A 21,352-nucleotide genomic window follows, 5' to 3' on the forward strand; every position below is an offset into this window, starting at 1 on the left:
TAAAAGGGTGGCCTATCTTCAACACAACTTATATTCCCTCACTCTGCTTACTTCTTTTAATTATTAATTTTTGCCATTATGTAGTCTTGCTTATTTAATAGTCTCAAACATTCAAATTATATATTTGCACCATATCTCCTTCCAGAAAGCATTGATATATTATTTTCAAAAGATCTCCTTTGTCTCCTCCTGTCGCATTTCGCCAATTTTGAACCACTAAATTGCGGTTTAAGCTCCCCCTATTCACCGCAGCAGGACTGAAAGGCGTTACAACGGTAAATTCTTTCCTTTCCCCTGGCAAGAACATTTCAAGTATAGGTTCAACATTACTCTCTGGATTAATCAGAGCCATCTCAAATGCCACCTTAGTTTTTCTCTGAACCTCATTTAATTCAGAGATAGCTCTCCATGTGAAGTACTTGTCTGGATCACCGCTTTGGATTTGAACTTCAACCTGCATACCCAAATCTTGGCACCGTCTCACAAATAAGTCGAACGCAGTGGGATTGTCTATAGAAACGTAGGTTCCAACTAAGTCTACTCCACTGTTTGAAAAGATACTTGATGTATTGAACAGAAGGCTTTGAGTATTAGGGTTAGCCAAGATGTGACTGATTAGATCATCATTTGCCTTAATGTTGTTTAAGCATATGTCACTTGAAGTGTATTTGCCATTAACAAGACTTCTTTGCATAGCATCAATCACATCAGCGTAATTTACCTCCGCAGAAATTAACGTATTTATTAGGAACTGCCTACCGCTTAACCTTCCATTCATTTCAAGGCACTCTTGAAGAGCGTCCAATTCTTCAGAACTCAGCATAGTTAACCACATACTACCTGCTTTTCTGTTCCCATGGTAAAACGGCACCCATGGCCGCCGCACTACTCTTACCCCAGCACCATTGACTGGCTGTCTAAGAACATCAATGTTTGCCGCAGCTATTTGAGGGTGATCCAGGATGTAACTAACAGGTGGGAAGGTTCCTATTATATATTTAGTGTGGTTACTTAAAGGGAGGAGATTTTTATAAGGATGTATTTCATATGGAGAATTTTGAGGTAACCGTCCTTGAGAAGCTAATAGTTGATTAATAAATTGAGCATTATCACCTTCAATGTCACCTTCAAGAATTATATTGTTTTGCGTAACAATACCTCTTGCTAATAGCAACGGCAGGTTTGGCTTCATCATAGTTTTGCAAGTTTTAAAAAACTACCAAATAAACGTTCAATAGTCTACCCTTGATTTACAGGGGAGGATGGGTATATCCTTGGCCACCTAAACCACATTTCTGCCATGGTAAATTGTTTGCGGGGAGGATTGTTTGGTTGGCACGAAAACAGAGACGCCCACCTTATTATAGGAAGGCATCGGTCTCTATCACTGCTTAGTCGGATTTAGGAGATATACTCCTCGATGGGCTTGAAGATCCCCCTCACCTCATCGGCGGCCTTGCGCTTGCGCATCTCGCGAATCTTGTAATTCTTGGTCTCACGTTTCACCTTGTCTTTTGAACCAACCTTGCGCCCGAGCTTCACTCCCGACTCCTTCTTGCGCTGCAATGCTGCTCGGGTCCTGTCTGAGATAAGGCTCCTCTCGAATTCGGCGAAACAGCTCAGGAGTTGGAACAGCAGCCTACCAGTCGCTGAACTGAAGTCAATTTTGTCACTGATCGATACAAACCCCACCCCTTTATTATATAGCTCCGTTATCTCCAAGATTAGTTCAGTGGAAGACCTTGCCCATCTGTCCAGTTTGTAAACATACACCGCGGTATACTCCCCCGCACGGAGCTTGGAAAGTAACTGCTGCTTAATAGGTCTGGTCTTGCGAGAGCTTTCCTCTTCCTCGTACAGATCATATTTTAGGCCGAGCCTTTCTGCATGCTCCGTTAAAATCTTTACCTGTGTGTCATTGGACTGGGAATGAGTTGAAATACGGCAGTAAAGGGCGATCCTGTTGTCCATTATTTTGTGGTTTTACCCTGTTAAATTTAAAAGACCGTCTTATCGGTAGTTACAAGAGTTATATGTTCCTCACTTCGATATTCTAGTAACGGTACGAATTTAACAAACCAAAATTTCAAAACCCATTAAAATAGAATTATTCCAGGATTTTAAAAATAAATCTTTATATTTTGGTTGGTTTACCGAATCTTCTTTATACACTGGTTCTATTGTCTTTCCTATACTCAGCTTGAGCAGGTAACCATCCTCTCGCCAAGTAGCCTAACAAGCTAAGTCGCCAGTGCGCCCAGAACTATTCCCAACTGAATGGTAACATATCCTTAACAATAACCTTACCTATGATTCATGTGGCCGCCAGTAGCTTTGTAACATTATTTATGGCTTGGACAATAACTATGAGGTTAATGCAAAAGGGCAGTAGTGAGCAGATTCTGATTTAAAGGCACGATATATAATATAGTGTTACCGAAATAGCTAAGGCAGCCAGGAGGTTATGGCATAATATGCTGGTATCAGTTTGGGCAAACTGTATAGCCATGACGATCCAATGCTTGACATCAAAAACTATGGAACATTAACTATACACGGGCTAGCTACCTTACGATTAGGTTAACGCAACCCAAAAAAGCTCAAAAAAAGAGAATGAAAAACAAAGCAGTTAAAACAGTGAGCAGAACAGGAGAAGTGCTTGAGGCAATGAAAGAGGAAGGATATATACATTTCGAATTCGCAGATGATGATGTGTTCCTGAAGGGCAAGACTTTCTATATGATTACAGCTTGGAACAAAACCCAAGTCCAGATTCAAAGGGTGCCCTACGAGGCTAAACTTCAACTGCTGGCTATCCCTGAGATAATTGAACACTTCCGCCCTATAAGGAGAAAGGAAAAGATCAAAAGCCTTCTTAAACATTTCAACAACCCTTTACCATAATTTTTATGTCATCAATGTACCATGAGAAGATAGACCAGCTTCTCCAGACTATCACCCAAGAGGCTTGGGGGAAATACACCGCTGAGATAGAGACTAATGCCCAATTGAAAATCAAGTCAAACTGGCAGTCAGAGCCAGTACTCAAAACCTTGAAAATCGGGGATATTGAAGAGTACTGCATTACAAGGTTAGCCAAACTCTATACGGCCCTAAAGGAAGGCTTTATTGTCATGGAAATCGGTGGAAAGATTGAGATAACAGAAAAAGGCGATGCTGCTATATCAACGCATCACGCTGCTTTAAAGGCGGCAAAAGAAACCTTATTCAAAATTCCTCTGACAAACAGCTCCACTTTCCAGACTTTGAAAAGGAAGGGTTATACCGCGTTCGGGCATCCAAATTATCCTGAGTTTTACTTTAAGGACAATACCTATTATTCTGCCCGAATTTCAGATAGCAGGGCAAACCAGGTCAATATCATCATCAAGCGCAAGCATATCATCAAGCCAAGGCAGGAACGAATAGAGGCATTTAAGAAGGAATTCCCACAGTTCTTCAGGAGGGAAAGGATCGATGGGCTACTCAAAGGCATTTAGTTATTAAACCGTTGTTTGCGGATCCATTCCCTTCGGGTTGTAAATCATCTGAGGGGCGGAACTCCCAACACCTTCACTATTTACAACATGATGGACCTAAGAGAAGAGATCTGCAATGAGACAGAGAATACCCATGCACTTAGCCTTTCCAAGAAACAGGTATTTGGAAAGCCTCATGACACTAGCCTGACAGAAAGCATTGGGATACCTATAAACGAAGGCAGATCTGGGCTAAGGGAGGCTAAAGTGGGAAGCAGGACTGAATTCACCGTTGGCTCCATGATTATACTGTTCGGTGATACCTCCCATAATTCAGAAGACAGGTCCCTTTCGTTAGAGATCGCGCCTGTTTCATTCAGGGGAAGCCAGCTCCGCCTGGAGAAGTTCCAGGAGACGGATGGGGTTGACATTTTCTCGGTTTCGGTCCCCTATCGACTGATCATGGGGATCAAGGAAATTGGCTTCTCCCCAGACGGTAATGATGTCTCTTGGATAGACATTCACCAGACGACCGACATGCTCGGAAACCCCATCCTCAGAGGCCAGTTGGTTTTGCGGACTTGGGATCACAATTTCAGGGAGTTAAACAGGCATGTGAGGATCATCAGGTACCTGGCGGGGATGGATATGGAGCAGAAAGGCCTTAACCCTCCTGAGGCTACCTTTGGCGGGCCACAGTTTACCCTCACCTTCTATTGACCGTCAATTCGGTCAGGCAGTACGCAATGGAGAGACTCACACTTGCCCTAAAGCCCAGAGACATCGATTACAATATTGGTAGGCGGGAAACGCCTTTGCCCTATTATCCTAATTGACAAGCTTGTATGAACGGCGGCTGACTATGTAAATGCCAAGGCAAATCAATATTGGACCCTACTTGAAGCCAAAACTCAATTACGAATTGAATTCCTATATATAGGTAAACATAAAACACCTAAAAATTACCAACCCTTTATGACCTGCCCTAAGACCTTCTCTCCGACCGAATATCTCGCACAGATCCGCAGATGCATGGGACAGGTGCCAACAGGGTTGGCCATAGAAGATACTCACCACGGTAAAGTTGTCATGCGGGAATGCGGTGACTTCTATGCCTTCCTCTGCGTAAAGCCAGTTGATTACGTGGAAGGAAAGTTCTCCCGCCGCCAGGTAATTGCCTTGCTGGCAGGGATGAAGGAGGAACTGGAGGGGCATTTCACCGTCCACAGGCTAGGCACAGGGCTTCCCTTCAGGGGAAGGGTGAATTTCACGATGGCACTGCGGCTCGCCAAAAAGAGCGTCAGGGGCCTGAGGATCGGTGAGTTGCTGAAGGGACTTTAGTACCTCCACATACGGACAGTTCATAAATCCCTGAACACTCCCCTGAGGGATAGATCCGTGATCATGGCCCTGAAGTCCAGCACCCGCTTGTCCTCTGCACCTTGCTCTTTAGCAGTGGCCACATTGATTAGCTCTATCACCACTTTATAATAGGTAAAGGCCAGCTTTGTGGTGTGGGGAAGCGTGGTCTTGGTGAGGAAGTCATAGGCGAAGGGGTTCACCCCCAAAGGATCCGAGAGGTCATCGATGATCCTCTGCACCACGGTCTCCATCATCTCCACCTCACATTCGTAGTCGTAAACGGTCCTGAGGCCTTTCTGCGCCTGCATGCAGACACTGAAAGTCGCGCTGCCATCCCTGTTTGTGAATAGTTGGCTCTTATAGTTATTTGCTGCCATCGCCCTGCCCTTTCTTTTTCTCCAACTGCGCGCGGCAGCTCTTGGCCAGCATATTGACCCCCATCTCCATGACATTGCTCTTAGACAGGTGGAACCCCAAGAATCGTAAAGACTCCCTGATGTAATTCACCTTGCGGTAAGTGCAGTCGTACACTTTGATTGACTTGAATTCATTCCTCATAGTTTATTGTAGTTTTCTGTATATATCCAGATCCAAAAACGGAAAATTTCTACCTGTTTTCCATTATTCTCCCTTTAGACACTGAAACGACACTTATATATAGAGGAAACAAACAACCCTATGGCGGTGATCTTGAACAACCAATTGCTCTATGGCAGCAGAGACCTGAACATCTACCAGACCTATGACAAAGGTAAAGGCTTGTATGGCATGTGCCGCTTCACCAAGAGTGGAGCAGAGTACCTTCCCGCCATCTACCACTACACCTTTGCCTTCGATCAGGATGGCACCTGTGTGGTGGTCACGCAGGATGGTGATTACCAGCGGGTGAACCTAGATTTTAAGACATTGGGAATAGCGGCAGATGATCAGGAGTGGCACCGCGGGTACATCCTGAAGAACAGCAGGTGCAATTGCGTCTCCGAAATGGAGTTTACCTGCTCCATCTGCGGCGGCCTCGGACTGATCCTCAATCCCTATGTCCTTCAACACAACAAAGGAATCATTGGCATGTGACGCTTTTCTCTTCCCAATCCTTGATCAACCTACTGATTTTCTCCTTCCTCAGCCAAGCCACCCCTGGGTCACCGTACGACTCAGTCATGTCCATTAAAATACATTTAGCCATATCCACCTGATCAGTAACCTCATCAAGAAGGTTCTTGCCTCCATCCTTCTTACTTGCGATTGGCAAAGGCAAGGTACCAGTGCGTACCAACAGCAGGTCATTCCTCTCATATTCTTCACTGAACCCATAGATAAGATCCTCTACTTTGCCAAAGGCATCATATATCTCATACAGGCGGTCATTTATCTCTTCTCTATCCATTGTCTGAATGTTTTAGTTACAGACCTTATATATTATGCGGGTTAGAAGTTTGAAAAAGCAATTCAATTTATTTTCAAGCGGGTCCCATACCCTGCCTACCTAAACTCAGGGTAAAACGCCCTACCTCTCCACGGATCAAATATTTCCCTTCCTCATACCAAACTTTTCCAAAATCGAGCATATAAGACCTGACAGGCAGTTAAACATCCGCAACAAATGGTACCATACCTGTCAGATGTTCAATATTTTAACTTAGAAAAACATGGAATTTATACAAGCGACCAAAGAGGAGATGGTCCAGATCAGGAAACAGCACGGTGACGACTACATTAAAGCGTTGCATGTACTGCTTGCCGAGAAGAACGGCCTGCACACGACACAAATCTACCAGAGCCTCCTGCCGCTACAGAAAGTAAAGGGGCAGTACTACGTGGTAGCCGTGATTGATGATGAGAGTAACTGCTCCCATGTGGGCTTCACGGAGTCTCCCTTCAGCTATTGGGTAAACCTTCTGAGCACACCCAACGACAACTCCAAGGTGACAACCATAAAGGAAATTTTAATCTTAGGGAAAGGCTTGGACAAGAAAGAGGCATTGCGCTTGGCAAGCGAGTACAAGAAGGGAAAGGTCCAGATAGCCCGCAGAAACAAGATAGGTAAACTACTGGCAGACCTATAAGATGGGAAGGCACCAATATAATGGTGCCTTTTTCTTTTTGATGCTTACGCTGTAGCTGCTTCATCCCTTCCTATCAATTAATCTAAATAGAGACATATAATCAGTAAGCTGTTTACTCTCTACTGGTGTCACCACCCTTGGGGTGGTGGTGACACTACATGACTGCATAGAGGTGAGGGATCATCTCTTTACCTATTATAACACATCATATCTACTTTTCACAAGCCCAAACCCCACCCACTATTATCTTCGTCTCTCCTATCAATAATGTCGATGAATATTTTTTTTGGGTACGGACACAACTTTCCCTCTTTCCGTGATATAAGATGAAACAGATAGGAAAGATGGAACACACACACGGACAAAGAAATCCAGAAACTAATAAATACTGGAATGCGGTAACACAGAAATGGCTGGTTAAGCCAGTACGCCCGACCACGAAGGGCGAGCATATAGGCAAGGCCAAGGGCAAAGCGGTTGGCAAGGCCAAAGGAAAGGCGAAAGGTCTCACCTACGCAAAGAGATTAGAGTCAATAAAGGCAAGCCATCCTGAGAGCTGGCAGAGTTACGGGTGGATACCTATTAACATTACAGTCGCAGACATAGAAGCCGAGGCTTCCAAACACTGGAAAGACTCAGAAACTAAATTCGAGATAGACAGGGCACTCGCTCTCTCTACGCTCTTGATCATTATGCGTTGCAAGGTGACCGATGTGCAGAAAAGGCGCGCGGCCTACGCGCAGGGATTCGCAAACCAGCATAGCAAGGACCTTGCATATTTTGTGGGTACGCACTATGAGAAGTACATCAGGTTTTTCAAAGACGCAGAATTCATCAGGGGTTATAGCAAAGGGCTGAATGAAGCACAGGAGAGCTTCTGCCCCAGAGTGTTCGCAAAAGCATATAAATGGCATCCGCGGCACCTAAGGAAAGATGGTGACCTACGAATGTTCTATAAAGTGGAATACAACAGCCCGCGGTTACTTTTGAGGCTCTTTAGGAAGAAGGAGGATCGCAAACAGCAGCAACTGAAAGACCAGTTCAGAATCAGGCTCAAGGAAAATGCCTACAGGTTAGCTGCTGATTTGGACGCGGATGGATTTACCCAGTGGGCATTGGCGAACCCTCAAGAGTTCCCAAACAAAGAGGAACTGAATAGCGCCATCGTACAAGTGCACGCCATGAAGGCGGGCGAGCTCGGCATCACCTCTACGGACACGTACGGGGAGCGCTTCCACAGTTCCTATACCCAGACCAAGCGGGAGCTTAGGGGATTCCAGTTCATAGGAGGGCAAAAGGCAATGGAGCTGGATCTGAAAGCCTCGCAGTTCTTCTTCTTCGCCTGTCTGGTGATGTACCCAGACCAGTGCCTGACGGTGCTCAGCAGGGGTATGTCCACTCTTAGGCTTAAGGAGGTCATGCACTCTATGAGAGTGTCCTATGACAGATATGCTGATGTCAAAGAGTTCGTGGATGCCTCCCTGACTAACTTTATCTATGATACTATCATGGAGAGATACGCGGGAACGTTGGACAGGGCAGCCGTGAAGGACATGTGTTTCAGGGCCTTGTTTAGTAGGTCGGGCCAGTCCAAAGACGCCAAGAAGGCTCTGCGGGGGCAGTACCCCAACGTGGTGAGGCTCTGCGAGAATATCAACAACAGGGCGAAGAAGGACGAGAAGGCCAACAGTATCGCTGGCAGGCCCGATGACCCGATCTACTCCATTCCCCAGATTTTACAGCGTTTGGAGAGTCGTATCCTGATCGATATGGTGGCGCTGCGGGTGGGAGACCACTCGGAGTATCCCTTCACCACCATCCATGATAGTTTCTTGGTCGCTGCTACGGACGCGCCAGTCTTTCGGGCAGTCATTGCGGACACCTTCACTGAGCTTGGCCTGCCCGTGCCGAAGACGGAGCAGAAATGATCCCTACGGTACTCCAAACCCTTTGGTTTGGAGTACTATACAAAATGCAATCGCACTATCCCTAACGAAAATTACAGGTTGTACTTGACCAATGGAATAGCTCTATAGTATTAAAAAGTACAATCATGTAAACGATTTATTAAGCCTTTTCAAAAGAATCTATTAGCAACCAGCTTTTATCATTGCTTCATGGACAACTCCTTGATCTTCGCCAAAATAATTTATCACCGTGTTTACACGATTAAAAATTGTCATCCTCCATAATTCGAATCTCAAAATACTAAAGGTCTTTTAAAAGATTTCCAATCCGCTTTTTCCTTACCTCCTGTATAGCCCAAGGCTTGATAGTAGACCATATAGAGTTACCAAAAACCTCGGGCCTAGCATCTATATAATAGCCGCCTATTCGATCCACAGTAGCGGTAATTTCCTGTAGCCGCCACATAGGGGCAAACTGTATAACAACAGAGTCTGTGTAGTTGAAAATGTCAACAAATAGCACTCGCCTGCCTTTTCCGTCAATTACGCGCTGCTCGTTACCATACTCTGCAACCAAGCCGCTATATATTTCATCTACTGTTTTCAACTCCATTATTAGATATTTAGTAAAAGTTTCCCGATCCGAGCTTTCCTAATTTCATAAATTGTCATAATAGACACATCAAGTCGTGTAAATAATGGATAATCAACAAAATTAATATTTACATATTCACCTGCAATTTCATGTATTAAATCCTTGAACTCTTGGAGCAGAGCCTTAGGGTAGAATATGACTTCAACATGATCACTATACTCACCTATTTCAATAGATTTGATACAGTTGCCATCATCATCTAACTCTTCCTCAAAATCTGTGTATACCTGGCAAAGCGCATCATATACATCTTCATTCGTCGCATTTTCCATGTTGCTGATTTTAAAGGTCTTTTAAAATTTTCCCTACTCTAAATTTCCTCAGGAAATTTCCGTGCTGTTTATTCATGAGGCGTCGTTCATCCTCATCAGGCTGCCATACGTACCCCCGCTTGATGTATATGTATTTATTTTTAGTAGGAAGGCCAATAATAGTGCTATAAAATACGCCATCCTTAAAGTAGTAACTGTAAAACTGTGGGCTGCCCTGTGGTGACTCTATTAGGATATATTTATTATACTCTAAGGTCTTTTGTTCGCTCCCATACATTTTAAGTATCCTCGAAAGCACTTTTCGCCTTAACTGCTCGTGCTCTTTTTTCTCTTCCTGCTGTTTCAATACTCCTTCTAGCTGTTCTAAAAATTCTTTAGAAACCTGCATTACTTGCGACTTCATTTTCTTGTGTCTAAAGTTAAAATGTGATGGCATATAACCCATCACTAAATTGCACTGCAAACATAAAAATAATTTTCAAAACCATCAATTTTAATCGTATACGCATATATTGCATATTTATGTTTATTACTTTTCATATATTTTAACTAATAGACAAGTATAAATATTATGCTTGTCTATTTTCGGACTATTGGGTCTTTATAGATCGTCTATCCAGATTAAAAAAACTTGAAAAAAAATGAAAAAGTTATCCACATCGCACTATTGCAACAGAATAGACTAAGGATTTAGAAGAGTTGAATAGCCACGTCAGGATTATAGCTAAATCAAAGCCACTCGTTTTATTGACTAGTACATCAAAATTAAGTGCCTACACATGGTAAAACAGGATTCGCTATAACTTCAGTTTAGGTAAGTTGACCTCATACTTAGGGCTTAAAAAAATATTTTCTTCACTTTTTAAAACAAACCCTAAATCAAAATCTATAAGTGCCAAATCCATTCTTACAGAAGTGGAAATCAGGGACGACATAGAAATACTTTTACATTTAGCAATTAGCGTAATTTTAGAGGAGGAGGAAGATGAAAGCACTTAAAAGGCATAAATGCTTAATTTGGTCAAGGGTATCATCTCAGCAGCAGCTTGAAAATGGGAGTTTGAATGCGCAGCTTACCTTATGTACAGAATACGCAAAAAAACTTGGTTTCAAGATCATAGATCACGAAACCGCGTTTGAGAGCGCAAAGGAAGAAAACAAAAGATTCCGTCAGATGATGAAAAAACTGACAGACGGTAAAAACAAGTACGATGCTTTGATTGTCTTGTCCGCCAGCAGATTTTCGCGCTACCTACCTATAGCTACCAATAAACTGATGGAGCTTAAGGCTAAGGAAATCTACTTGCACGTAGTAAGAGGTGCTATAACTTCAGAAGATGACAAGGGAGTTATCACCTTATATCAGGAATTTTTAAAAGCTAATGAGGAGAATCAGGAGCGTAAAGAGATTACGATTGTAAGCAGGTTGGCCAAATTAAAACAAGGTGTTACAACAAATAAACCCCCAATAGGCTATATACCTAATCCACATAAGGGAAAACTTGACATGAACCATGAACTATTGCCTTCGATTGTTCCATGCCCTGAAAAAGCTCCTTTAATTAAAAAAGCGTTTAAACTTTTTATTCAAAAAAAATCTTTGTCAGAAGTTACCGATGAAGTAAACAGCCTTGGTCTAAACTTAACTAGAAAGTACTTAGGTGAGTTATTGAGAAAGCCTATCTTCTGTGGCAGGATCGTTGACAAAACATTGGAAGATGCTGGCATACCTTTCATAATGGGAAAACACGAAAAATTAATAAGTGTTCATGAATTTGAATATGCTCAAAGGTTGTTAACTAAGAAAGCCCTGAAAAGAAAAAAGAGAACTCCCGAAGTCGACATTCCTTTGAATGGAATTCTTAAATGCTATATATGTGGAAAAAGTCTTACTGGATATATGACAAAGGGATTGCCTTATTATAAGTGTAACCACGGATGCAAATTAAACATTCCTGGTAAAGAGGTTCATTCCAAAAGTCTTCACCTATTAAGTAATTTGAACCTTAACATGAATCATGAGACTCAAATAAGTAATACAGTGCAAATTATGTTTGATGAAAAGTATTCGGACATTATCCAACAGAAACGAGTTAAACAAATAGAGTTGGCTAAGCTTGTTAATCGTATGGAGAACCTGCAAATATCAAAACTCGACGGTGATATTGATGAACGGACTTATACTAAGATCAAAAATCAGACTAATGCCAGTATTTTAAGATTAGAAAGTGAGATAAAGTCAATTAAGGTACCAGATATTAAAGATTTACACTCTAAAGTCTTTTCTCTTTTGTGTAATCCTTCTTCTTTATATCAAAAGTTAGAGGCATTTGATAAAAAACGTCTCTTGGAAACTATCTCCAAGGAAGGTTTGATCTATAATAAGCAGGGAAAGAATTTTGAGAGAATCAATTTAACAAATGTATATGTATTAACTAAATCCTCTTATATAGTTCAATCATAGTAGTGGATTATTAGTCACGTCACCTAATGGCAATTTAGGAACAAAAGAGAGGGAGAAGATAATTCTGCTCCCTCTCTTTTGTTTGAATGATTTATCTCTAAAATTATTCAAACCTTGCGCAAATGACTGTTAAGTCAGTATTCATGAAAAGGTATTCCTGATCATCATAAAATCTGATGATACTCTCAAGACCACAAAAAAGTTCTACATGAACTCGCTTGAGGTTACTCTAGTAGACTTGTTTTCTAATCCAAGTAACAAATTGATTTTTTCGCTGTTCCAAACCCGTATAAATGAGATAATTAATCAATAAACTGAGTTTATCCCATTAGTACAATAACGGCCATTTTATTGTCGTAGCAGATAATCCCCGTTAACCCAGTCTTATTAAGCTCAAAGCCATTCTTTATACTTATGAAGCTGAATTTAGGTATTCAAGAATGGCCAAAATTACTAGAGATTTGCTTTCAGTCTAATTAGACTGGGTTACATTTTTTATATCCAAATAAGAAACAATCAATTTATGTGTCGCTGTAGCATACTAACATATTTCTCTAAGTCATCTTCCTGTATGATTGAAACTAATTCGGATGAATCGTCTAATACTTTTAATGCATTTTCATAATTATGGTAGAAGGATCTATCTCTTGGCTTAGAGACTAAAATATGGAAACGACAATCTTCATCACTAGCTTGCTTTGAAAGCATATTGAATTTACTATAATACTCCAGAGACTTCTTCTCTATTCTATCTCTTTGGACCAAATCAAAACTGATAGGCTTAATGAGGTTATTTTTTTCATTCTTCCATTCATATTCAAATCCTAAAGAGACTCGATCACTACCTAAAATTCTTCCACGATGAATTTTCTCTACAAGATTTGGGCTTTTTCTTTCTAAAGCACCTTTAAAGCTATTTAGCAGATACTGCTCATCATGCTTTGTAGGCAATGGCTTTGTTATGTTATAATATTCAAAATACTTGTTGAACAATTTTTCAATTGCAACTTCAAAGGGCAAGGGAATGGTAAGAGACCGAGCAGACGAGGCTAATATGGTTGGTGATTTAAAACTTTTTAAAACATAATTAACGAATTCATTAAATCCATTCAATGAAAGACCCTCAATACGCTCATTACTTAGATTTTTATTCAAATTTCTTAAAATATACTTTAAGGCAAAATCATCAAAATCATGATAAGCACACTTAATCCTAGCAAAATTTTTAGGTCTTAAAAACCTAATTATTTCATCACTAGGTGAATAAAAAAACACTCCAATATTTAATGTTTCACCCAAAGGCAATGAATGAGTATACTGCAAAAAGGATATATAAACTTTAGTCTTTTCCATAAGTTAACTCAATGCATTTTTAAGTAACCGCACAAAGGTTCGGCTTGATGTTTTAATTTTATCGATATAAAAAACTAACATATCGAAGTCTTCATAAGGTGTTTGAAAGCCGTAACTTTGCAAGACGTTAAATTGAGAAAGGAGTAAATTCGTGTCAAAGTTTTGCAACCTCCTCTCAAATTGAACTAAAAAGTCAGCGTGCTGGTGCAATCTTCTAGTTTTCTTTAAGCAGTTAAAGCAAATATGGTTTACGTATTCATAAACCCAACTATGCTCATCATAGGCAGAGACAATAGACTCTGTTATTGACAAACTGTATTCATGATCTAGAAGGTATATCTTTTCTTGATGCCTAATTATATTGGCCTTGCCTTCATTCCTATCATTGTTGTGAATAAGATTATCTAGAGCAAATAATTCTCCAGTTAAATTATAAGATGAAAACAACCTAACATAATCTTCAGGTTCCATCTGGTTAACAGGAGTACCAGGAAGATAGGTCGTTCCAAAAAAGGCTCTGTTGTCCTTAGATCTTAAGATTTCAAAACAATCCTCAGACTGCTCTTTTAAGCTATCTAGAAATTCATCGTTATATAGGTCTATTAAAACTGGAGAAGGTACAGAGAGACCAAGTTGACTAGCTATAGTATTAGCAAAAAGTTCTTTAGCAATTGCGAATCGTTGATCGTTTTCTTCTCTTGTAAAGAGTTTCACAACATATGAAGTAAGATCAGCATTCTCATCAAGTACCGTAACAACCCACGGCTTTGTCCTACTTTCTGAAGAGTTGATTGGAAACTCCAACGATATTGCATCTAATTTCTGCATAGTTTACTGAACTGAAAGAGGGACATAAAAAGAGTTTGATGTTGCTATATATAGCAAATATAAGATTGGTTGTATAATCTTCTGGCTTCCTTGTGTTAATATATTAGAAAGAATTAACAAAGGCAGTGATTTAAAAATATGCTAACCCTTGATTATCAGCATCTCCTTTAAGCAAATCCTAATTATCCACTTAACCCTTATATTAATAATATTTTCTTTACTCTAACTCTTAAAAGGGGCTAGCTGGAAGCGCCCCTTTTATTTTGTAACTAAGGACAGGTTATTGCAGGTAGACCCTGAAATTTACCAGACATCACATTGAGTTCCCTCTTGGAATACTAAATTTGTTTGAATATTCTAAAGAGAAAATCATAATATAGGGAATCTTAAAATAATTATAAATAAGAAAATTATTACAGGTTTTATAAGTAGCTTTTCCAAGCCTAATAAAGTCAATTTAAATAAAAAGGTATTCATGATCATCATAAAATCTTACGATACTTTCTAGATCCTCAACAAAAAAGTTCGACATGAGTCCGCTTGAGGGTACAAACCCCTTTAGCAGTACGCTAAAGGGGTTTTTCATTTAAGGAAAGTTTTCCAACCTGCCTCCTTCGCTAAAAGTAAGTTTTGCGGTTCGACTTTGAGAAGGTCCCTTGCTTTCTTACCCCCTTTTCATAAATACTTTAGTTAAGATCATTTCGCGTGTTACAAATAAGATAGGACCTGGAATAGGCTTGCTTATTTCCTACCACTGCGGTTAAGCTGGGTTTGGCGTCGGAGCACCACTCCTATCCCAATGATTAAAAATACCAAAATGATTTTATTCCTACTTTGGGAAATGACCCAAAAAGCGTCAACTTAAGAACAGCTTTAATAACCCCCTTGTAATGTACTTAAAGTCATTGTTTATCTACCTGGTAATCTCTTTTCTAAGCTTGGGTGCTACAACAACGCTGGCTCAGAATGGAGATCAAATATTGGATGGGATAGGAGAAACGGGAATGGTGGCCCGCTATGTGTTCAACGGAGATACCAAAGACTGGTCCCGTAATAACTTACACGCCAAACCCCAGGGCACCGGCGTCACCTTTGTACATGATACCCAATTTGGAAAGGTGCTGTCCCTTTCTGGGCAAAACAATGCTTTTGTGACCATCCCAGGGGAAGCGATAGCAGATCTGGAATCCATCAGCATTTCAGGCTGGCTCTACTTGCGCTCCACGCAACCCGGACAGCTTTTCTTTGATTTCGGGAAAGACGCTAACCACCATTTTTTTGCGGCCCCGGTTGGCACCAAAGCCCAGTCAGGCCTCCAGGCGTTGATAACCGCAAAAAAAGGAAATAAAACCGGAGTGGTTTCTCCGGCTATAGAAAGGAACAAATGGGTGCATCTAGCTATTGTGGTAGATGTTCCGGCAAAGATTCTGGTCACATACCTAAACGGAAAGCGGGTAAGTGAAGCCAAAGATATTCCAGGAGAGTTAACAGAAGTCTTCGGTCAGAAACCCCACCTTTTTATCGGTAAATCAGAGGCGGCGGGAGATCCCACCTTGAATGCCTTGGTACGTGATTTTCGCATTTACCGCATTCCCCTCTCTGCCAGTCAGGTTGCCGGCATCTATAGCAATAGAGGCCTTAATGCAGGCTTAGTAAATACGTTTAAGGAAGTGGAGGATGATCTTCCCCGGTTCTCGTCTAGCCAGGCACAACTTTACAATACGTTTTTGGGGCAAATCTCTGATATAGAGGTGGAAACAGAAGCAGGGACTCTGCCGCGGTTACCAAGCTACCTGCCGGGCACCTACAAGAATGAGTTGAAAGGCCCTCCCGTGCGCGTACTATGGCCTGCCTCAAAAGACAATAGCTCAGTTCTCAAGCCTGGGCGTTATACCATTACCGGGCGGGTCCTGGAGCCGCTTTTCAGCCAAAGGCAGTGGTGACCGTGAAGGAGGCCCAGAAATCAACCACTCCAGACGTGAAACTGGCGGTTTTCAGTTTAGACCAGGTTACGCTAAAAACCAATGCCTATGGCCAGGAAACTAAGTTTATGGAGAACCGGGATAAATTTGTAAAAACCCTGGCTACAACTGATCCTAACTCCTTCCTGTATATGTTCCGCCATGCCTTTGGCCAGAAACAACCAGCCGGAGCCACCCCATTGGGCGTTTGGGACAGTCAGGATACCAAATTAAGGGGCCATGCCACGGGCCACTACCTTACGGCCATTGCCCAGGCCTACGCGGGTACTGGTAATGACCCGGCACTCCAGGCTACATTCTCCCAAAAGATGGAGCAGATGGTGAACACCCTCTATGACCTCTCTCTCTTATCTGGCCAGGCGCAGAAGGCAGGTAGACCACAGGTTTCTGATCCGGCTAAGGTGCCGACAGGTCCAGGAAAATCAACCTATGATTCAGACCTCAGTGAGGAAGGCATCCGGAGGGATTATTGGAATTGGGGCGTTGGGTATATCAGCGCATATCCGCCAGATCAGTTTATCATGCTGGAAAAGGGAGCCAAATATGGCGGGCAGAAAAACCAGATTTGGGCCCCTTATTATACGCTGCATAAAATTCTGGCCGGTTTACTGGATGTGTACGAGGTAAGCGGCAACAAAAAAGCCCTTGCCGTAGCGGCAGGCATGGGAGATTGGGTGTATGGCCGCTTAAGCCAGGTGCCTACGGATACGCTTATCAAGATGTGGAACACCTACATTGCCGGTGAGTTTGGTGGCATGAATGAAGCGATGGCCCGTATGTACCGCCTCACCGGGAAACCGACTCACCTCAAGGCCGCGCAGCTGTTTGATAACATCAGGGTGTTTTATGGCGACCCGGCCCACTCACACGGATTGGCCAAAAATGTGGACCTTTTCCGGGGGCTGCATGCCAACCAGCACATTCCGCAGATAGTAGGAAGCATGGAAATGTACCGTGCCTCCCACAACCCTGAGTACTACAAGATTGCGGATAATTTCTGGTACAAGACCGTAAACGAATATATGTACAGCATTGGAGGCGTAGCCGGGGCACGTAACCCTAACAACGCAGAATGCTTTATTGCGCAGCCTGGAACCTTGTATGAAAACGGCTTCTCTTCCGGAGGGCAGAATGAAACCTGCGCCACCTACAACATGCTCAAACTTACCAGAGACCTGTTTCTCTTTGAGCAGAAGGCAGAGCTGATGGATTACTATGAGCGCGGATTGTACAACCACATTCTGGCCTCCGTGGCCAAAGACAGCCCCGCCAATACTTACCACGTGCCACTCAGGCCAGGGTCTTTGAAACAGTTCAGCAACGGAGACATGACGGGCTTTACCTGTTGCAACGGTACGGCTCTGGAAAGCAGCACCAAACTGCAGAATTCCATCTACTTTAAAAGCAAGGACAACACGGCCTTGTATGTCAACTTATACGTCCCTTCCACCCTTACCTGGGCAGAGCGCAACGTTAAGGTAGAGCAGACCACCAACTTCCCGCATGAAGACCGCACCCGCCTGATCATTAAGGGGAAGGGGAAATTTGAGGTAAATGTGCGGGTACCCGGCCGGGCCACCAAAGGATTCTTTGTGAAGATCAATGGCAAGGAGCAGAAGTTGGAGGCTAAGCCCGGCAGCTATCTCCCTATTAGCCGTAGCTGGAAAGAAGGCGATGTCATAGAACTGAGGATGCCCTTCCAATTTCACCTGGACCCGGTGATGGACCAGCAGAACATAGCCAGCCTTTTCTATGGCCCCATCTTACTGGCGGCGCAGGAGCCTGAAGCCAGGAAAGAATGGCGCAAAGTGACCCTGCATGCCGATGACCTGGGGAAATCCATTAAAGGAGACCCGCAGCAGTTACAGTTCACCATTGACGGCACGGTCTTCAAACCCTTCTATGATACCTACGGGCGCCATTCTGTTTACCTGGATGTCACGCTTAAATAGAACAGCCGGTTAAATCCAGAATGTTTTTTTGATTTAATGGTCAGAAAACTCTCCCAGGCAGGTCTACCATAATAAGGCAGCACTCCATTCATGGTATTTCCAATGATGTGCATCTGCTATTCTTTCCTCCTCAACAAACTACACCAGCATGTTGTTGCTTCCCTGTAAACCCATTACCCCATCAAGAAGGCTGTTCATTGGACTCCTGGTTGGTTGCCTACTGCTGTTTTTCCCGCTTCATCTCTTTGCTCAATCCTGGAAAGACCTGGCCCAGCGGCCCTCCACCCTCGGTTTAGAGCAGGGTACGCTTTCCTTGCAAACCCCCGCCTTTCAGGTGGCCTTAGTGAAGGCTTCCCAAACGGTTTCAGGATTGCACCCAAAGGCAGAACCCGCTTTTGACTACACCCCCGGCGACAGGTTGAAAGAGCGCAGCAGCAATGGCATGTATCATTTGGGTGATCTGAATTTACGGCTTCGGCAGGGTTCCTCAGGACAATGGAAATCTTTCTCTACGGCCACCCTCCGTCAGCCGGTACAACCCTTAGCCGCCAAAGGCACGGTGCTGGCAGCCGCTGATTTGGCCAACACCTTGCCTCACGACATTCCCCTCCAGGTAAAACGGTTCTGGCAGCTGGAGCAAGGACAGTTGGTGCTCCGGTTTGAACTGACCAACCGCACCTCAGAACCAGTGGAAATAGGCGCCCTGGGCATCCCCATGATTTTCAACAACATTCTGGAAGGGAAAAACCTGGTCCAGGCCCATGCGCAAAACGTGTTGTATGACCCTTACATTGGCCAGGATGCCGGCTATTTACAGGTCACCCGCCTGCACGGCAAGGATTCTTCTTTGCTGGTTCTTCCGTATGGGCACACTCCTTTTGAGGCCTATAACCCGTTGAATGATGACCCCACACCCCGTGGAATTGCCTTTGAAGGCTTCTATGAATGGATGGTGCACAGCAAGGCCTACGCAGAGAATGAATGGAAAAAAGCTGACCCCTGGAACAAGCCCACCGCTGGAATTCTGAAACCAGGTGAAACCAAGAGCTATGGGGTCCGCTTCGTGCTGGCCGGCACGCCAGAGCACCTGGAAAAGACCCTGATACAATACAACCGCCCGGTGGCCGTGGGCATTCCTGGCTATGTGTTGCCGCAGGACACAGACGGAAAGTTGTTCCTCAACTACAAGAGTAAGGTGCACCACTTAAAAATAGAACCCGAAGGTGCTTTGGCCCTTAGTCCGGCAAAAGGCGCTAAAAACGGGTGGAAGGCGTACGCGGTCAAAGGCAGGAAATGGGGAAGAGCAAGCCTTACCATCCAGTACGAAGATGGGCTGGTGCAAACGGTAAATTATAAAGTGATCAAACCGGAGAAAGAAACCGTAGCGGCGTATGGAAACTTCCTGACCACCAGGCAATGGTTTGAGAAAGAAGGCGACCTCTTTGGCCGAAGCCCCTCAGTGATTAGTTACGACAATGAGAAAAAACAGCAGGTGCTGGAGGATAACCGGGTCTGGATAGCCGGCCTTAGCGATGAGGCAGGCGCAGGAAGCTGGCTAGGGGCCATCATGAAACAATCTGTCTTGCCAGATAAAGCAGAAATAGACAAACTCCAGCGCTTTGTAAATAAAACCCTTTGGGGTGGCATTCAGGTGGCGGAAGGACCCAATAAATTCGGGGTGCGGAAAAGCCTCCTGTATTATGCCCCTGATTCCATGCCCGCGGGCACGTACAACATTCCACCAACCCTCAAGGTGTGGTCTCTTTGGCCCAAAAAGGAAGCCTATTCCTTAGGACGCTCCTACAACTACCCGCACGTAACCGCGGCGCATTGGGTGCTGTACCGCTTGGCCCGTCATCACCAAGGGTTGGTCACGGCCCAATCCTGGAACTGGTACCTCCGCAACGCCTATGAAACGGCCATGGCCATGGTTCGCCTGGCTCCCCATTATGCGGAGTTCGGGCAGATGGAAGGCTCCATTTTTTACCTGGTGCTAAAAGATCTAAAAACCGAAGGAATGGATCAAATGGCCGGCCTGCTGGAAGCGGAAATGAAAAAGCGGGCCATCAGGTGGGCAGGGCTGCCCTACCCTTTCGGGAGTGAGATGCCCTGGGATTCTACCGGCCAGGAAGAGGTATATATCTGGTCGCTCTTTTTTGGGTACGAGGAGAAGGCAGAGGTTACCCTCAACGCTATCCTGGCCTATATGCCTACCATGCCCCACTGGGCCTATAACGGCAATGCAAGGCGCTACTGGGATTTTCTGTACGCAGGGGGTTTGCCCCGGGTAGAGCGGATGATTCACCATTATGGCTCCGGCCTGAATGCGATTCCGGTGCTAACGGAGTTCCGCAGGAAACCGGACAACTTCTACTTGCTGCGGGTGGGCTACGGAGGTGTTCTTGGGACCCTTTCTACCATTACGGAAGAAGGGTTTGCCCCCGCTGCCTTTCACAGCTACCCTTCCGCATTGCAAAATGATAGTTATTCCGGGGATTACGGTTCGGGCTTTTTTGGCTATACCGTTAACTCCGCTACCTATGTAACCAACCATCCTGAATTTGGCTGGCTGGGCTTTGGAGGCAACGTGACCGAAAAGAACAAGTGGGTAGAAGTGCAGCCCACTACTGCGGGCAGATCCAAGGTTTTTATAGCGCCTGCCGGCCTATGGATTTCTTTACAGGCTGGCAAGCTGAAAAAGATAGCTTATCACCCCTCTTCTGGCCAGGTGAAACTAACCCTGGAGGCAGCCGATACCTATACGCCAGAGGCGTTTCTTACCATAGAGCAACCTGGCGCAACAAATAAAGGCACGGATTATACTTTAAAAACAAAAGGCTCTAAACAGAGAGGTGGTTATGCAATTACCCTTTCTAAAGAAGAAACAGAAGTAACCTTGGACCGTCCCTAAAAACATGATTTCCTTACTTCCGTTTTGGGCCTGTTTTTCTAAAAACAGGCCCAAAACGGAAGTAAGGAAAGTAATTCTTCTCAGTGCTTTAAGACGACTTTATCTTGGAAAGCTAGTTTAA

At 43.8% G+C, this 21,352-nt stretch carries 20 protein-coding genes; 11 read left to right on the plus strand and 9 right to left on the minus strand.

Annotation, left to right across the window (positions count from 1 at the left end):
- Positions 1 to 103: 103 nt before the first annotated feature.
- Together ACYVJQ_RS12585 and ACYVJQ_RS12590 are read right to left on the minus strand one after the other, a co-directional pair.
- A complete protein-coding gene (locus tag ACYVJQ_RS12585) occupies positions 104 to 1,195 on the minus strand; it encodes a hypothetical protein (protein ID WP_460893429.1) in 1,092 nt (363 codons plus the stop codon).
- 206 nt (positions 1,196 to 1,401) lie between these two features.
- Entirely contained in the window at positions 1,402 to 1,971 is a 570-nt protein-coding gene (locus ACYVJQ_RS12590; protein WP_460893430.1) for a recombinase family protein, read from the minus strand.
- Between the two features lie 642 nt (positions 1,972 to 2,613).
- On the opposite strand from ACYVJQ_RS12590, the gene ACYVJQ_RS12595 reads away from it, so the two are divergent.
- From ACYVJQ_RS12595 to ACYVJQ_RS12610, 4 genes are all read left to right on the plus strand, one after another.
- Entirely contained in the window at positions 2,614 to 2,904 is a 291-nt protein-coding gene (locus ACYVJQ_RS12595; RefSeq protein ID WP_460893431.1) for a hypothetical protein, read from the plus strand.
- A gap of 5 nt (positions 2,905 to 2,909) precedes the next feature.
- A complete protein-coding gene (locus ACYVJQ_RS12600) occupies positions 2,910 to 3,500 on the plus strand; it encodes a hypothetical protein (RefSeq protein ID WP_460893432.1) in 591 nt (196 codons plus the stop codon).
- Between the two features lie 87 nt (positions 3,501 to 3,587).
- Positions 3,588 to 4,199: a hypothetical protein gene (locus tag ACYVJQ_RS12605; protein WP_460893433.1), complete on the plus strand. Its 612-nt coding sequence runs from the start codon at positions 3,588 to 3,590 to the stop codon at positions 4,197 to 4,199.
- Positions 4,200 to 4,454: 255 nt separating this feature from the next.
- The gene (locus tag ACYVJQ_RS12610) at positions 4,455 to 4,820 is read left to right on the plus strand and encodes a hypothetical protein (RefSeq protein ID WP_460893434.1); all 366 of its coding nucleotides are present in this window, start codon (positions 4,455 to 4,457) and stop codon (positions 4,818 to 4,820) included.
- A 20-nt stretch (positions 4,821 to 4,840) separates the two neighbouring features.
- Here ACYVJQ_RS12610 and ACYVJQ_RS12615 read toward each other — a convergent pair whose 3' ends face one another.
- A complete protein-coding gene (locus ACYVJQ_RS12615) occupies positions 4,841 to 5,095 on the minus strand; it encodes a hypothetical protein (protein ID WP_460893435.1) in 255 nt (84 codons plus the stop codon).
- Between the two features lie 109 nt (positions 5,096 to 5,204).
- Complete coding sequence (locus ACYVJQ_RS12620; protein WP_460893436.1) at positions 5,205 to 5,399, minus strand: hypothetical protein; 195 nt, start codon at positions 5,397 to 5,399, stop codon at positions 5,205 to 5,207.
- Positions 5,400 to 5,519: 120 nt separating this feature from the next.
- Here ACYVJQ_RS12620 and ACYVJQ_RS12625 point away from each other — a divergent pair, with 120 nt between their 5' ends.
- A complete protein-coding gene (locus ACYVJQ_RS12625) occupies positions 5,520 to 5,915 on the plus strand; it encodes a hypothetical protein (RefSeq protein ID WP_460893437.1) in 396 nt (131 codons plus the stop codon).
- Here ACYVJQ_RS12625 and ACYVJQ_RS12630 read toward each other — a convergent pair.
- On the minus strand, positions 5,902 to 6,228 hold the full coding sequence (locus ACYVJQ_RS12630) for a hypothetical protein (protein ID WP_460893438.1): 327 nt from the start codon (positions 6,226 to 6,228) through the stop codon (positions 5,902 to 5,904). The genes ACYVJQ_RS12625 and ACYVJQ_RS12630 overlap by 14 nt on opposite strands.
- A 262-nt stretch (positions 6,229 to 6,490) precedes the next feature.
- Here ACYVJQ_RS12630 and ACYVJQ_RS12635 point away from each other — a divergent pair, with 262 nt between their 5' ends.
- Together ACYVJQ_RS12635 and ACYVJQ_RS12640 are read left to right on the plus strand one after the other, a co-directional pair.
- On the plus strand, positions 6,491 to 6,907 hold the full coding sequence (locus ACYVJQ_RS12635; RefSeq protein ID WP_460893439.1) for a hypothetical protein: 417 nt from the start codon (positions 6,491 to 6,493) through the stop codon (positions 6,905 to 6,907).
- A 326-nt stretch (positions 6,908 to 7,233) separates the two neighbouring features.
- On the plus strand, positions 7,234 to 8,835 hold the full coding sequence (locus ACYVJQ_RS12640) for a hypothetical protein (RefSeq protein ID WP_460893440.1): 1,602 nt from the start codon (positions 7,234 to 7,236) through the stop codon (positions 8,833 to 8,835).
- A gap of 594 nt (positions 8,836 to 9,429) precedes the next feature.
- On the opposite strand, the gene ACYVJQ_RS12645 is transcribed toward ACYVJQ_RS12640, so the two are convergent.
- A complete protein-coding gene (locus tag ACYVJQ_RS12645; protein ID WP_460893441.1) occupies positions 9,430 to 9,741 on the minus strand; it encodes a hypothetical protein in 312 nt (103 codons plus the stop codon).
- 10 nt (positions 9,742 to 9,751) lie between these two features.
- On the minus strand, positions 9,752 to 10,144 hold the full coding sequence (locus ACYVJQ_RS12650) for a hypothetical protein (protein ID WP_460893442.1): 393 nt from the start codon (positions 10,142 to 10,144) through the stop codon (positions 9,752 to 9,754).
- A gap of 582 nt (positions 10,145 to 10,726) precedes the next feature.
- Here ACYVJQ_RS12650 and ACYVJQ_RS12655 point away from each other — a divergent pair.
- A complete protein-coding gene (locus tag ACYVJQ_RS12655) occupies positions 10,727 to 12,205 on the plus strand; it encodes a recombinase family protein (protein WP_460893443.1) in 1,479 nt (492 codons plus the stop codon).
- Between the two features lie 516 nt (positions 12,206 to 12,721).
- Here ACYVJQ_RS12655 and ACYVJQ_RS12660 read toward each other — a convergent pair.
- Complete coding sequence (locus tag ACYVJQ_RS12660) at positions 12,722 to 13,558, minus strand: hypothetical protein (protein WP_460893444.1); 837 nt, start codon at positions 13,556 to 13,558, stop codon at positions 12,722 to 12,724.
- A gap of 3 nt (positions 13,559 to 13,561) precedes the next feature.
- On the minus strand, positions 13,562 to 14,386 hold the full coding sequence (locus ACYVJQ_RS12665; protein WP_460893445.1) for a HipA family kinase: 825 nt from the start codon (positions 14,384 to 14,386) through the stop codon (positions 13,562 to 13,564).
- Between the two features lie 890 nt (positions 14,387 to 15,276).
- Between ACYVJQ_RS12665 and ACYVJQ_RS12670 the strand changes: the two genes are divergently transcribed.
- From ACYVJQ_RS12670 to ACYVJQ_RS12680, 3 genes are all read left to right on the plus strand, one after another.
- Positions 15,277 to 16,329, plus strand: coding sequence for a LamG-like jellyroll fold domain-containing protein (locus tag ACYVJQ_RS12670; protein ID WP_460893446.1), 1,053 nt, complete (start codon positions 15,277 to 15,279; stop codon positions 16,327 to 16,329).
- Complete coding sequence (locus ACYVJQ_RS12675) at positions 16,323 to 18,320, plus strand: glycoside hydrolase family 127 protein (protein WP_460893447.1); 1,998 nt, start codon at positions 16,323 to 16,325, stop codon at positions 18,318 to 18,320. Before ACYVJQ_RS12670 ends, ACYVJQ_RS12675 begins: the two co-directional genes overlap by 7 nt.
- Before the next feature lie 148 nt (positions 18,321 to 18,468).
- Positions 18,469 to 21,231, plus strand: coding sequence for a DUF5695 domain-containing protein (locus tag ACYVJQ_RS12680; protein WP_460893448.1), 2,763 nt, complete (start codon positions 18,469 to 18,471; stop codon positions 21,229 to 21,231).
- The last annotated feature ends 121 nt before the right edge of the window (positions 21,232 to 21,352 follow it).

Source organism: Rufibacter soli (assembly GCF_054781795.1).